This window comes from Cellulosilyticum sp. I15G10I2, assembly GCF_900095725.1.
Classification (GTDB): domain Bacteria; phylum Bacillota; class Clostridia; order Lachnospirales; family Cellulosilyticaceae; genus FMMP01.
The window spans coordinates 17735-31772 of sequence record NZ_FMMP01000012.1; the positions used below are offsets into that span (position 1 = coordinate 17735).

The following is a 14038-nucleotide window of genomic DNA, read 5'->3' on the forward strand; positions in this document are numbered from 1 at the left end:
AATTGATATATAGAGTGACAGGATTGAAAGAGAAGGGATTAGTGAGATCATGGCTACAATAAAAGATGTGGCAACAGTTGCGGGTGTTTCGGTTGGGAGTGTTTCTAATGTAATCAATGGTAAGACTAATAACCAAGAGCTAATCGATAAAGTCGAAGAGGCGATCAAAAATTTGGGGTTCAGGCCGGATGCAAATGCCAGAAGTTTAAAAAATACCCAGACCAATATTATCGGTATTATCGTAAGTAATGTGGAGGAACCCCGCATTCAGGTGATGATTGCTGCCATTGAAAAGAAGCTTAGAGCGAGCGGTTATAGTATTTTAATTAAAACCACAGATAATAATGCAATTTTAGAAAAAAAACATATAGAGCATTTTGTTCAGCAGCGAGTGGATGGTGTGATTGTAAGCACTGCAGTTCAAAATAAAGACTGGCTGCATCAGCTGAGTGACAATAATATTCCAGTTGTTTTTATGGACAAGAAGATCAGTATGAAAAACAATATGAATGTTATCACTATCAATTATACTGAAGCTTTTTTGAAATGCCTCTTATGGTGTAAGGATCATCAGCACACAAAAGTTGGATTGATTTTAGAAAATGGTATTATGTTTGAGCAGGAGCTAGAAGCACTTAAGGATACCAGCCGTCAGGAGCTCCTCTATAAAGTTGTCGGAGATTACAGCAGTGAGAGTGGCTTTAAGGCAGCGTATGAACTGCTGTATGAACATCCAGATATTACAGTCCTTATTCTCAGCAGCTATATGATGCTTCAGGGAGCTAAAAAGGCCATTGAGATTTTAAAAGAAAAAGCGAGCGCTTCTCCGCTTCTAATCTGCATTAAGGCAGAGAACTGGATAGAGGACGATAACACCCTTGATGGGGTCATTAATGTTTCTTATTATGAGATGGGTACAACGGCTGCTAAACAAATTGTAGAAGCGGCTCAGACTGGAGGATTACAATATACACAGATTAAAACGCTGGATGCAGTATTTAAAGTGGCCAATACACCATTCTATACTGGAAAAGACATTAGGTCAGGCCAGAGAGATACAATCAATGTTGCCATCTTAGATGCAAGAGTAGCTAAGGTGCTGCCGATGCTTACAAAGGTGTATGAAAAAGAGCATGGCATCAAAGTGAATTTTATTGCATTTGAATACCATGAGCTTTGGGAATATATCGTAGCATGTATTCATCAACAAGATACTGGCATTGATATTTTTATGTATGATTTAGTATGGCTTGAAGACTTAGTTAAAATGTCTGGGTTAAAGCCAATCACCGATTTGCAGAAGAAAAGAGAAAGTTATTTTGAAGATATTATAGACAGGGCTCTTGAAAATCATGGGGTTTATCATGGAGAACTGTATGGGCTGCCTTTTATGACGGGTACACAGATGCTCTTTTATCAAAAAGATTTATTTGAAGATATGACTTTAAAAATTCAGTTTCAAAGAAAATATGGCAAAGAGCTGATTCTTCCTAAAACATGGGATGAGTTTAATTTAATTGCGGAATTTTTTACAAGAAAATACAATCTAAACTCACCACTGCAGTATGGAACCGCGCTTATTAATAAAGGCAATTTATATAATAGTATTGAATTTCTTAATCGTTTATGGGCCTATGGGGGAGCTATTATTACAGATAACAGAATAACAATTAACAGTGATTATGCGCATATTGCGCTAGATAGTTACAAAAAAAGTTATCAATATACTAATACTGAAAGCTCCTATGAGACGTGGAGCAGTATTGCTTCAGATTTTAAATGCGGCAGTACAGCTATGGCAGTTTTGTATGATTCTTACGCTTTTGGCATTAACGATTCGATGGAGTCTAAAGTTGCCGGAAATGTAGGTAGCTGCATCCTACCAGGACAGTGCCCAGTACTCGGAGGATGGAGCCTCGGAATTAACCCAAGCAGTACGATGCAGCAGGCAGCGATAGAATATATGATGTGGGCATGCGGAAGAAGTATTGCCAGTCCTTTTGCTGTTTTATCAGGGATTTCAAGCCGTAAGTCTTTTTACGCAGATCAAGAATTAGATGGGCTATATCCTTGGAAGCGCAATATTCTTAAGAGCTATGCAAAGAGTAAAAAGCGAGAACTGCTTAGCACCACCAAGACTTTGGGTATCAATATTAAACTGTATGATGAAATCATTGGACAAGAAATAGGCAAAGCATTGAGAGGCGTACAAAGTAACAGCAGTACGCTTGAGCATATAGAACAGCGTATTTATAAATTGATGGAAAAATAGAAAAATACAACAATTTTTTGTATAATTTTATACAAATCTAAGCTTGAAATTTCCGAAAATTAGTGATAGTATAAAAATGAAGTTATTTGAAACGTTTCATGAAACAATATAATTCGATTTACTAATCACTAAAAAAAGAAGGGAATGGGGTTATGAAAGCAAAAAATAAGAATCTCTTAGTTTGGGCAACATGGATCGCAGCGCTGGCACTTATCATTCAAATTATTGATCAATTTGTAGGCACTAAAATGCCGATTGGTCATGCAGGCGCATGGATAGCTTTCCAAGCGTGGGCAGTTTATTTTCTGGGGGGATGTACACCAAAGGGTGGACTAAAAGGTTTTATAGCTTATGCAGTGGGAATTACAACAGGTGTTATTATATTTGAACTGGCCGGAGTTTTATCGTTCTTAGGTGCTTTCTGGTGTGTACCAGTTGCCATTTTTATACCGGTTATTCCTGTTATGTGTTTTGAGAGAATTAAAATATTAGATTATATACCAGCTATTTTCATCGGCTGTGGTGCATTCTTCGGCATTATGAACTACGTACCGAATGCAACGTATGCATCGGCTGCTATTTATGAGTTATTCTACTGCGCGCTCGGGCTATTTTTTGGATGGATTGCTATTATAGGAAAAGTTTGGATAGATCAAAAAATACCAGTAGATATAAAGGCCGAAAAGGCGAGTTTAGAGCCGGAAGCTTCAGCAGTATAAGAGATAGTGTTGTATCAATCACTATATATAATATGAAAAAGGAGAAGGTGGACTATGGAAGAAGTAATGAATATTGATTACCGTATTGATCCAGAGCTTCCAAAACGTATGGATTTTAGAATTGGCGTTATTGGAGCAGGTGCGATTGTAAGAAATTGTCACTTGAGGGCTTATGCAGATGTTGGCTTTAATTCTTATGCCATTACATCACTCAGTCTTGAGGAAAGTAATGCTGTGGCTAAAGAGTATAACATTCCAAATGTGTATTCGAGCTGGCAAGAACTCATTGATGATAAAAATGTTGAGATTCTTGACATTGCCATTCCTCCGGATAAGCAGCTTGAAGTAGTGCGCTATGCTGTAACCAAACCGTACATAAAAGGGATCTTATGCCAGAAACCATTAGCTATGAATATAGAAGAAGCTAAAGAGATTGTTAAGCTATGTAAGGAAGCAGGTATTAAAATAGGGGTTAACTCCAATATGCGTTATGACCAGTCCATAAGAGCTTTAAAAGCTGTTTTAGATAAGGGATATCTCGGTAAACCAGTACTGGCAACGATTGATATGAGAGCGATTCCGCACTGGCAGACGTTTCTTGAAAGGTATGACCGTATTGAGATTTTAAATATGGGTATCCATCATGTTGATACATTTAGATATTTATTTGGAGATCCAGAAAAAATCACAGCAGTAACCAGACATGACCCGAGAACGAAATTTAACCATATTGACGGCATCAGCCAATATACCTTCCAGTATTCAGATGAAGTGATGGCCACAAGTCTGGATGATGTATGGGCATGGCAGGGAGAAGGCGTAGAGAAAGATATTTATATTAAGTGGCGTGTAGAAGGCTTAGACGGTATGGCACAGGGGTATATCGGTTGGTGTTATGATGAGAGAACACCAAGCAAGATGGAATTTACCTGCAAACAGTTCCCTAACCAGTGGATTCGTCCAGAGTGGGATACGGTATGGTTCCCAGATGCTTTTAGAGGCACGATGGCACAGCTTCTGCGAGCAGTAGAAACAAATACGGAGCCAGAGATCGGCGGAGAAGATAACCTTCATACGATGGCAGCGATCGATGCATGTTACTTATCCATCAAAGAAGAAAGAACTGTAAAATTCTCAGAAATTGATATTACGATATAAAACATATTCATCAGTATACATTATTCTATTAAAGGGGGCATTTAAATGATTTCAGTAGGTATTTTTACAGGGTATTATCCATACACACTCACGGAGGTGATTGAAAAAGCAAAAAAAGACGGGATGAGTTGTGTACAGCTTGACCTGGACTTTAAAGATATTGACTTATCACAAGGCAATATTACAAAAGAAAAAGCAAATAAGGTAAGAGATGCATTTAGAGATGCCAATATTCCTATAGTAAGTATTTCGGCTTATACAAACTTAGTACATCCAGACCCAGCGATAAGAGCAAAAAATGTAGCGCATGTTAAAGAAATTTTAAAATTTGCCAGAGAGTTCGGCACACCTTATGTAGTAAGCGAAACAGGTACTTATAACGTAGACAGTGACTGGCTCTATGATCCGAAAAACTCTACAGAGGAAGCTTATCAAGAATTTAAGGAAGTTGCACAGGAGCTGGCACAATATGCTTACGAAAATAATGCCGTATTTTTAGTTGAAAACTATGTCAACAACATTATTGGTTCTGTTGATCAGGTGGCACGCTTATTCCGTGATGTGAACCATCCAGGACTTGGACTCCTTCTTGATCCTACAAACTATTTTGGTGATGCAAATATTGATCATGTAGATGCAGAAATCGAAAAAATCTTTAATGTATTAGATGATAAAATCAAAGTGGCGCATGCAAAAGACTGTAAACGTGCGGTTGATACTGGAGAAAAACATGCAAGCATTGACGCTGCGGAGCATAACAGCTTCAGAGGTGCAGGTGCAGTAGAACTGCCAGCAGCGGGGCTTGGTGTACTTAACTATGATTTATATCTCAAAAAATTATCAGAAAATCATCCTAATATTCCAATTATCATTGAACACTTAGACGAAGAAGATATCCCAAGAGCTAAAAAGTTCTTAGACGACAAATTAAAGTCAGTCGGAGCTTAATTTAAACAAATGCAAAATGGTCTAGGAAAACTTGTGTTTCTAGGCCATTTTTTATGAAATAGGAAAGTGCGTCTTGCTTGCAAGGGACCAAACTTTCCTGTTTCACAAGCGTGTGCGTTTTTTGCACACTTTCTTGTTTAAAGGGCCGCTACCGATTGGAATAATTAAAGTAAATAGTAGCCTATATAGATTGATAAAAGATTTGTATATGAGATCAAAAATAAATAGGCGATTGCGAAACTCAGGGGATTTAGATTATCGAATAGGTTCGCAAGATGATTTCAGTATTCTCCAGTTGCTGAGTTGCGTGTATCTAAAAATCTAACCAGTTTTTTAAAATGAACGGTCGAAACTCGCTTCGCTCAAACAGTCTCCCTAAAAACCATTTTAAAAAACTGCTAAGATTTTCTTAACGATACACTCCATAGGCAACTTCCGAATACAGAAACCACTTGCTAGATATTTGAATAGTCTTAGCTCGCTTAGGAGGAGACTTTGTCATATATAAACATAGGACTATTGAGCTTCAATGAATCGAGAGTTATGTAATTAACTAATCAAAAATAAATAAAAAGAGGAGAATGCTTATGAATTCTAAAACTAAAGTTCAGCTAGCACTTGATCATAAAGCGGGACCAGTTCCTTTTGATATAGGATCTTTTCCTACAACAGGTATTCATGTTAGTGTGCTTGAACAATTAAGAGCGCATTATGGACTGGAAAAAAAGATCATTACAGTTTTTGAACCTTACCAAATGTTGGGGGTTGTAGATGATGACTTAAGAGAAGCTATAGGCATTGATACAACAGCGCTATGGGGCCAGTATACGATGTATGGTTTTAAAAATGAAAACTTTAGAGAATGGATGACACCGTGGGGACAGAAGGTGCTTGTAGCAGAGAAGTTTGTTACTACAGAAGATGAAAACGACATTTATATTTATGCAGAAGGAGATAAAAGTTTTCCACCTGCTGCCAAGATGCCAAGATCAAGTTTCTTTTTTGACGCAATCATTAGACAAAAAGACTTTGATGACGACAATCTCAATGTAGAAGACAATCTGGAGGAGTTTGGAGACTTATCTAATGATGACCTTGCTTATTATAAAAGGATGGCAGAAATATTTAGAGGATCTAATTATTATGTAGGCGCTAATCTTGGGGGCACAGCTATTGGAGATATTGCCTGTGTACCAGGTCCTATGCTAAAGGACCCCAAAGGGATTCGGGATATTCAGGAATGGTATATGTCTACTGCTATACGTCAGGACTATCTGCATGAAATATTTGACAAACAAGTAGAGATTGCATTAAGAAATCTAGAAAAAATCTATCAGGCCGCGGGAGATGCTATTGATATAGCTTATATATGCGGCAATGACTTTGGTACGCAGAATGGTCCGTTTTGCTCTGTAGATACCTTCAGAGATCTCTATGCACCTTATTATAAACGTATCAATGGATGGATTCATCAAAATACCCCTTGGAAGACCTTCAAACATACTTGTGGTTCAATTGTACCGCTGATCCCAGAGCTTATCGATGCAGGCTTTGATGTGATTAACCCTGTGCAGTGGACAGCTAAAGATATGGAGCCAAGAATGCTAAAAAGTCAGTTTGGTAAGCACGTTGCCTTCTGGGGAGCAGGTGTCAATACCCAAAGGACTCTGCCGTTTGGTACGCCGGAAGAAGTCAGAAAAGAGGTGCTTGAGATCTGCAAAATCTTCTCTAAAGATGGTGGATTTGTCTTTAATACCATACATAATATTGTTGCAAAAACACCAGTTGAGAATGTTGTTGCGATGATCGAGGCTGTAAAAGACTTTAATAAAGGATAATAAAAATAAGAAGAATAAAACATCTTACTTACCAATGATTTCTACCACCTTTTGAGCTATAGCATAGCCTAACTTTTTATGAGTCTCAGCTTCCATATGGATAGCATCAATAGGAGACGGATCTGCATATTGTGCGGCATCTAAGAAATTGCACTGGAGGGTTTTGGCGACTTCTTTGTAGGCTCTCGAAAAATTTTTAGACCTTGTTACGGCAGATTGGCCTCCAAACATTTCGTTAAATGGTGTTTCCTCTATATTTTCAGCTACTAGTATAGGTGAGACAAGTAATACTTCAGGTATATGAAGACCTTTGGTATAAAAATAGCTTTTGGCAGTTTTTACAAGCTGGCCTGCTGATGATGCAATATCGGCTGCGCCTACTGAAAATCTTGGTTTAAGGTCATTGGTTCCTAGCATAATGATAATAAGGTCTAAGGGGCGCTGAGACTCAAGGCACGGTTTAAGATAGGCATAGCCATTTTTGTCAAGTTCGATAGGATCCTCCCATACCGTAGTACGTCCACTACATCCCTCTTCTATAACTTTATACGCACTCCCTAAGAGGTTTTGGAGAACACCAGTCCATCTGGTATTTTCATCAAACCGTTCACAGGAACTCGGGTCTGTACCCCAGGTATTAGAATCTCCATAACATAATATTCTTTTCATAGTTGTATTCCTCCTTGTAGATCTTTTTATAGTTAACTGCAAAGACTATATATCTACCTTAAATTATACTACATATTTTTAACATTGGTATGTTTTTAACATTGTAGTCTTAAGCATTTTGTACTATAATTATTATCAATAAGATAAGTTGTTGAGATAGTGAAAATCTTTCTTACAGCAAATCTTTTACGGAATTAACTGACACCTAAAGAATTTCTGAGGGGGAAGGCACATGAACAGAAAACATACTCTATTTCTGCGCCTTTTGAGGTGCATTTTTTTATTACCTATTAATAACGGAAGGAAAGCGCTATGGATACTAGAGTTGCTCTAATTGGTATTGTAGTAGAAAAAACAGAATCCACAGAAAAAATGAATGCATTACTGCATCAATATGGCGAATACATCATAGGGCGAATGGGGGTGCCTTATAAGAAGCGCGGAATATCAGTAATCAGCGTGGTGATTGATGCACCAGCTGATGTGATTAGTGCACTATCAGGAAAACTTGGGATGCTGCCTGGTATCAACACCAAAACGATTTATTCGAAAGTTCCTGCTTTAAATTTAGATGAAGAAGTATAAAGCGATAAACACTTTAAATCTGTACAGGAGACGATGTATAAAAGTGCAGTCGACTGTGAAGATCCTAAAGTAAGTCACAAAAAAATAAGCCAACAGGAAAGGATGAGCGTCTTTGACGTAATCATATCTGATCTGGATAGGCAAAAGGAGAACATCATGTATAATGTGAAATCATTAAAAGCTGAAGAATTTATTAGTCATGAAGAGATTTTAGCAACATTGTCCTATGCAAAAGAAAATAAAAACAATATAAAACTTATCAATCAAATACTTGAAAAAGCAAAGTTAAGACAGGGGCTAAGCCATAGGGAAGCATCTGTTTTACTTGCCTGCAGCGATGAAGAGAAAAATCAGGAGATCTTTAAGCTAGCGGAACAAATTAAGAAAGACTTCTATGGTAATCGTATTGTTTTATTTGCACCATTATACTTATCCAACTACTGTGTAAATGGATGTGTTTACTGTCCTTATCATTATGAGAATAAGCATATTGCCCGCAAAAAGTTAACTCAAGAAGAAATCAGAAGAGAAGTTATAGCGCTTCAGGATATGGGACATAAACGTCTGGTAATAGAAACGGGGGAAGACCCTCTTAATAGTCCTATTGAATATGTTTTAGAAAGTATTAAGACCATCTATAGCATCAAACATAAAAATGGCGCAATCCGCCGCGTAAATGTGAATATAGCTGCCACAACGGTAGATAACTATAGAAAACTAAGAGAGGCAGAGATTGGAACCTATATTTTATTCCAAGAAACTTATAATAAAACGAGCTATGAGAAACTTCATCCAACAGGTCCTAAACATCATTATGCCTATCATACGGAAGCTATGGACAGAGCCATGGAAGGCGGTCTTGATGATGTAGGGCTTGGTGTATTATTTGGACTTGAAGGTTATGACTATGAATTTGCAGGACTTTTGATGCACGCAGAGCATTTAGAAGCTGCTTTTGGCGTAGGGCCACATACCATAAGTGTACCACGTATCCGCAGAGCAGATGATATAGATCCAGATGCGTTTGATAATGGTATTGATGATGAGATTTTCGCAAAGATTGTTGCTTGTATTCGGATTGCAGTACCTTATACGGGGATGATCGTTTCTACTCGTGAAAGTCAAGTCTGTCGTGAGAAGGTACTTAAGCTTGGTGTCTCACAAATAAGCGGAGGTTCCAAAACAAGTGTAGGCGGGTACGTTGAAGAAGAACCAGAAGATGCACGATCTGAACAGTTTGATATCTCAGATACTAGAACCCTTGATCAGATCGTATCATGGCTTATGGAATCAGGCTATATCCCGAGTTTTTGTACAGCTTGCTATAGAGAAGGAAGAACGGGAGATCGTTTTATGAGCCTCTTAAAGAGTGGTCAGATCCAAAATTGCTGCGACCCTAATGCGCTGATGACTTTAAAAGAATACTTATTGGATTATGCATCAGAGGAGACAAAAGCAATTGGTGAAAAACTTATTGAAAGAGAAGTTCCGAATGTTCCAAAGGAAAAAGTAAGAGAAATCGTCTATAAGAATTTAAAAGAAATTGAAGAGGGGAATCGGGATTTTAGATTCTAGTAATAGGGAGGACGTTTATCATGGAATTAAATAATACACCTTCGGCAGATCGTCTTCATATTGGACTATTTGGCAAGAGAAATGCCGGAAAATCCAGTGTTATTAATGCTATTACAGCACAAAATCTTGCCATCGTTTCAGAAGTTAAAGGTACAACGACTGACCCTGTTTATAAGGCAATGGAACTCCTGCCGCTTGGGCCAGTTATGCTTATTGATACACCAGGACTTGATGATGAGGGCGAGCTTGGGCGACTTAGAGTACAAAAAAGTTATCAGGTTTTAAATAAAACAGATTTGGCTATTTTGGTTGTTGATGGCACAATTGGTATGATGAGAGAGGATACGGATCTTATTGAAAGGTTTAAGGAGAAGAGTATTCCTTATATAGTAATTTTAAATAAAATGGATCTTGTGAGTAGAGAGAAGCTATTATTAAAAGACAAACACAACGAAGCGGACAAAATGATTTGGGTAAGTACCTCCACAGGTGAAAACATTAATGAACTAAAAGAAATGATCGGGAAGCTGGTTCCACAGCAGGAATCTAAATTTAGGATTGTAGCAGATTTACTAGAGCCTTCGGATTTTGTGGTACTGGTTGTGCCTATTGACAAGGCAGCCCCTAAAGGACGTTTGATTTTGCCCCAGCAGCAGACTATTCGTGACATACTAGAAGCAGATGCTACAGCTATCGTTGTAAAGGAATATGAACTTAGAGAAACACTTGAAAATCTAGGAAAGAAACCAAAGCTAGTAATTACCGATAGCCAAGTGTTTGCAAAAGTATCAGCAGATACCCCAAAAAATATTATGCTGACTTCTTTTTCTATTCTTTTTGCCAGATATAAAGGTAATCTTGAGGAAGCAGTAAGGGGCGTTATGGCAGTTGAAACGCTTCAGGATGGTGACTCGGTTTTAATATCAGAAGGATGTACTCACCACCGTCAGTGTGACGATATTGGTACAGTGAAAATACCCCGTTGGATCTCGCAGCATACAGGCAAACAAATACAATTTGAATTCACCAGCGGCCGTGAGTTTCCGGTTGATTTATCAAAGTATAAGGCTGTTATTCATTGTGGCGGCTGTATGCTTAATGAAAGAGAAATGAAATATAGAGTTCAGTGCGCAAAAGATCAGCAGATTCCTATCACAAACTACGGCATATTAATAGCTTATATGCAGGGGATACTTAAGCGCAGTGTGGAACCTTTCCCTTATATTGCAGATTTACTGGAGGAAGTATAAAAGAAGAGATCAATGAAAGAAAGGCACTCAAAATCCTAAAAAGAGGTTTTTGAGTGCCTTTTTATGTCGGGAAGCTATGGCAGATAAGAGCAGTTAAACACAGTATAGAGGAAGAACTCAGTTTCTTAAAAAAATAGAAATAATAGATAGAAAAGGTGTTTACCGGAAGAATCAAATAGTGGTACAATGAGTTAGCGGAGACTAACTCATTGTACCACTATTTGATTTTTAATAGGGTAATGATTGGAGAATGATTATGGAAATTAAGCAGCTTGAGTATTTTATAACAACAGCTGAGCTTGGGAGTATTAATAAAGCAGCAAAAGAGCTTTATACTTCACAGCCTAATATAAGCAAGGTCATAACAGCTTTTGAGAAGGAATTGGGGGCAGAGGTTTTTTACCGTACGAGTAAGGGTGTCAGCCTTACCCCAGAGGGAGAACGCCTTTATGAATATGCCAAAGTCATTTTAAAAAATGCAGACATTATGAGTTCTATTGTTAAAGAAAAGGCTCGCAGAAAGTTTGGGGTGTCATGCTACCCCAGCAATATGATTTCACAAATAGTTTGTAATTATTATAAAAAACATGAAGAAGAGAACTTGCAAATGGAGTTTCTTGAAGATACAGTCGAAAAAATCGTAGAAAATGTCAATACATACCGTTCGGAAATAGGTATTCTCTATATATCTGAGGTTCAAAAAAAGTCTTTTGAGCATATATTAGGACATAAAAATTTAGAGTTTAAAGTACTTGGAGAAAAGAGTCCTTGTGTTTATGTTGGGAAGAATAACCCACTGTACAACAGGGATTCCATAGGATTTTCAGAACTTGCTGATCTGAAGTTTGTACAGCCTTCAAAAGACTTCTTCTCCATGGAACATCATCTAGATCAAATTAGTATTGGGGCACTATGTATGAACAAATTTAATACGATTATCCATACTAACAGTGATCATGTACTCATTAACTTGCTGCTACATACAGATATTTGCAGCTTCGGTATTAAATTTCTTCATGCGGACTTTAAACAGTATGATATTAAGTCGGTAGATATTATTGGCTGTGAAAAATGCTTATTAATCGGGTATGTAAAGCGTAAAAATGAAGAATTATCGCATGAAGTATCAGAGTTTTTAATGATGGTAGATCAAGCCATCAATAAGAGCTGAGCAGTTTTTATAACAAGGGGTTATAACAATATGGAATAAGCAGGCTATAAAGAATCCATATTATGCAGAAAAATTGATTCGTGCTACAATCATACTCGAAGCTAAGAGGAAGGAATATTTTTTTGCATTTGAGTTAGCTAAAGCTAACTTGAGTACAGACCTATTAATGAAGGAGATAAAACATGATACGAAATAAAAAAATAGCAGTTTTAGGCATAGCTGGGGTAATGGCTCTAAGTATGTTCTCAGGATGTGCTCCAAAATCAAATTTGCCAGAGCAAACGTCTGAAACCAATACAGAAGCCCAAAAAGCAGTAACTATGGATGCAGCAGAAAAGAAAACAGAGCTCACTTACGTCAATTTTAGAGATATTCGTGATTTAAATCCCCATCTTTATGGAGGTGAGATGTATGCACAGGAGCTTTTATATGAATCGCTAGTAACGATCACAAAGGATGGTTATGCACCGGCACTTGCTAAGTCTTGGGAGATTTCTGAGGATGGAACAATTTATACCTTTAAGTTAAGAGAAGATGTAATTTTCTCAGATGGCGAGAAGTTTAATGCTGAGGCTGTTAAAGCAAACTTTGATGCTATTGTAGAAAATAAAGAAAGACATACTTGGCTTGAGATGATGAATCTGCTGGTAGGAACAGAAGTGGTAGATGAATACATATTTAGAATCACCCTAAGCGGCCCGTATTACCCGATGCTTACAGAGCTTGGCGTAACGAGACCCTTCCGCTTTATTTCACCAAAAGCAATGCTTGAAGGCTCAACAAAAGATGGTGTGAGTGCCTATATCGGAACAGGCCCTTATGTACTTACAGATTTTGTAACAGATGAATATGCAGTATTTGAAGCGAATGAAAACTACTGGGGAGAAAAGCCTGAAATTAAAAAAATTACCGTTAAGGTTATTCCGGATAATCAAACCCGCATTTTAGCTTTAGAAAAAGGTGAAATTGACCTGATCTATGGTAAAAATATGATCGATGCAGAGGCAATGAATAAGTACAAAGACAAAGAAGGATTTGAAACAGCTATTTCAGAGGCAACGTCTACCAGACAAATTGTTATTAATACAAGTCATGACATTTTAAAAGACACTAATGTAAGAAAAGCGCTGCAACATGCGATTAACCGCCAAGAAATTTCGGAAGGCATTTTCAATGGACTAGAAAAGCCAGCAGATACACTTTATGCAAAAACTGTACCTTATTGCGATGTAGACCTTAAGCCTTATGCATATAGTCTTGATCAGGCAAAAGCTTTATTAGATGAAGCGGGCTGGACAGAAAGTGGAAATGTAAGATCAAAAGATGGCAAAAAGCTTGAGCTTGCTTTGCTATATAATAGTGATAGTGTAACAGAAAAAACCATTTCAGAATATTTACAATCAGAGCTTTCTAAGGTAGGTATTGTACTTAATATTACAGGAGAAGAAGAGCAGTCTTATCGTGATAATATGAAGGCAGGGAACTTTGACCTCGTATTTAATATCTGTTGGGGGATGCCTTATGATCCACAGTCTTCACTAGCTGGGATGCGCCAGCCAGTTTATGGAGATTATGCAGCGCAGCAAGGTCTGCATGATAAAGCTGAAATAGATGAGGCGATTACCAAGATTCTTAGATCTACAGATGAAAAGGAACGTCAGGAGCTTTATAACTTTGTATTATCAAGACTTCATGATGATGCAGTTTATATTCCGCTGACTTATGAATGCAACCGTGCGGTTTATACCTCAGCACTTAAAAATGTAACATTTGCACAGACACAATATAAAGTGCCTATGGAAAAAATGTATTTCGAAAAATAGAAGGATTTAAAAATACACTCACTAAGCTGC

11 protein-coding genes are annotated in these 14038 nt (G+C 37.6%); 10 read left to right on the top strand and 1 reads right to left on the bottom strand.

Annotation, left to right across the window (positions count from 1 at the left end; all coding sequences use genetic code 11):
* The first annotated feature begins 49 nt into the window (after positions 1-49).
* The 5 genes from BN3326_RS13550 to BN3326_RS13570 all read left to right on the top strand — a co-directional run bounded on the left by BN3326_RS13550 (position 50) and on the right by BN3326_RS13570 (position 6935).
* Positions 50-2272, top strand: a complete 2223-nt coding sequence (locus tag BN3326_RS13550; protein ID WP_069999788.1) for an extracellular solute-binding protein — start codon at positions 50-52, stop codon at positions 2270-2272.
* 152 nt (positions 2273-2424) lie between these two features.
* Positions 2425-2991, top strand: coding sequence for a DUF1097 domain-containing protein (locus tag BN3326_RS13555; protein ID WP_069999789.1), 567 nt, complete (start codon positions 2425-2427; stop codon positions 2989-2991).
* A 54-nt stretch (positions 2992-3045) separates the two neighbouring features.
* Positions 3046-4149 (top strand): Gfo/Idh/MocA family protein, encoded by a 1104-nt coding sequence (locus tag BN3326_RS13560; RefSeq protein WP_069999790.1) that lies wholly within the window; start codon positions 3046-3048, stop codon positions 4147-4149.
* 45 nt (positions 4150-4194) lie between these two features.
* Positions 4195-5097 (top strand): sugar phosphate isomerase/epimerase family protein, encoded by a 903-nt coding sequence (locus BN3326_RS13565; protein ID WP_069999791.1) that lies wholly within the window; start codon positions 4195-4197, stop codon positions 5095-5097.
* A gap of 587 nt (positions 5098-5684) precedes the next feature.
* Positions 5685-6935: a uroporphyrinogen decarboxylase family protein gene (locus tag BN3326_RS13570; RefSeq protein WP_069999792.1), complete on the top strand. Its 1251-nt coding sequence runs from the start codon at positions 5685-5687 to the stop codon at positions 6933-6935.
* Positions 6936-6959: 24 nt separating this feature from the next.
* On the opposite strand, the gene BN3326_RS13575 is transcribed toward BN3326_RS13570, so the two are convergent.
* Positions 6960-7604, bottom strand: coding sequence for an SGNH/GDSL hydrolase family protein (locus BN3326_RS13575; RefSeq protein ID WP_069999793.1), 645 nt, complete (start codon positions 7602-7604; stop codon positions 6960-6962).
* Between the two features lie 312 nt (positions 7605-7916).
* On the opposite strand from BN3326_RS13575, the gene BN3326_RS13580 reads away from it, so the two are divergent.
* The 5 genes from BN3326_RS13580 (at position 7917) to nikA (ending at position 14008) form a co-directional block, all read left to right on the top strand.
* Positions 7917-8189 carry a TM1266 family iron-only hydrogenase system putative regulator gene (locus BN3326_RS13580; protein ID WP_069999794.1) on the top strand — a complete coding sequence of 91 codons (273 nt, stop codon included), beginning with the start codon at positions 7917-7919 and terminating at the stop codon, positions 8187-8189.
* Between the two features lie 156 nt (positions 8190-8345).
* On the top strand, positions 8346-9764 hold the full coding sequence (gene hydG, locus BN3326_RS13585) for a [FeFe] hydrogenase H-cluster radical SAM maturase HydG (RefSeq protein ID WP_069999818.1): 1419 nt from the start codon (positions 8346-8348) through the stop codon (positions 9762-9764).
* Positions 9765-9784: 20 nt separating this feature from the next.
* Positions 9785-11014 (top strand): [FeFe] hydrogenase H-cluster maturation GTPase HydF, encoded by a 1230-nt coding sequence (gene hydF / locus BN3326_RS13590; RefSeq protein WP_069999795.1) that lies wholly within the window; start codon positions 9785-9787, stop codon positions 11012-11014.
* A gap of 256 nt (positions 11015-11270) precedes the next feature.
* Entirely contained in the window at positions 11271-12185 is a 915-nt protein-coding gene (locus BN3326_RS13595) for a LysR family transcriptional regulator (protein ID WP_069999796.1), read from the top strand.
* A 182-nt stretch (positions 12186-12367) separates the two neighbouring features.
* Positions 12368-14008, top strand: a complete 1641-nt coding sequence (gene nikA / locus BN3326_RS13600; protein ID WP_074463616.1) for a nickel ABC transporter substrate-binding protein — start codon at positions 12368-12370, stop codon at positions 14006-14008.
* Positions 14009-14038: the final 30 nt, after the last annotated feature.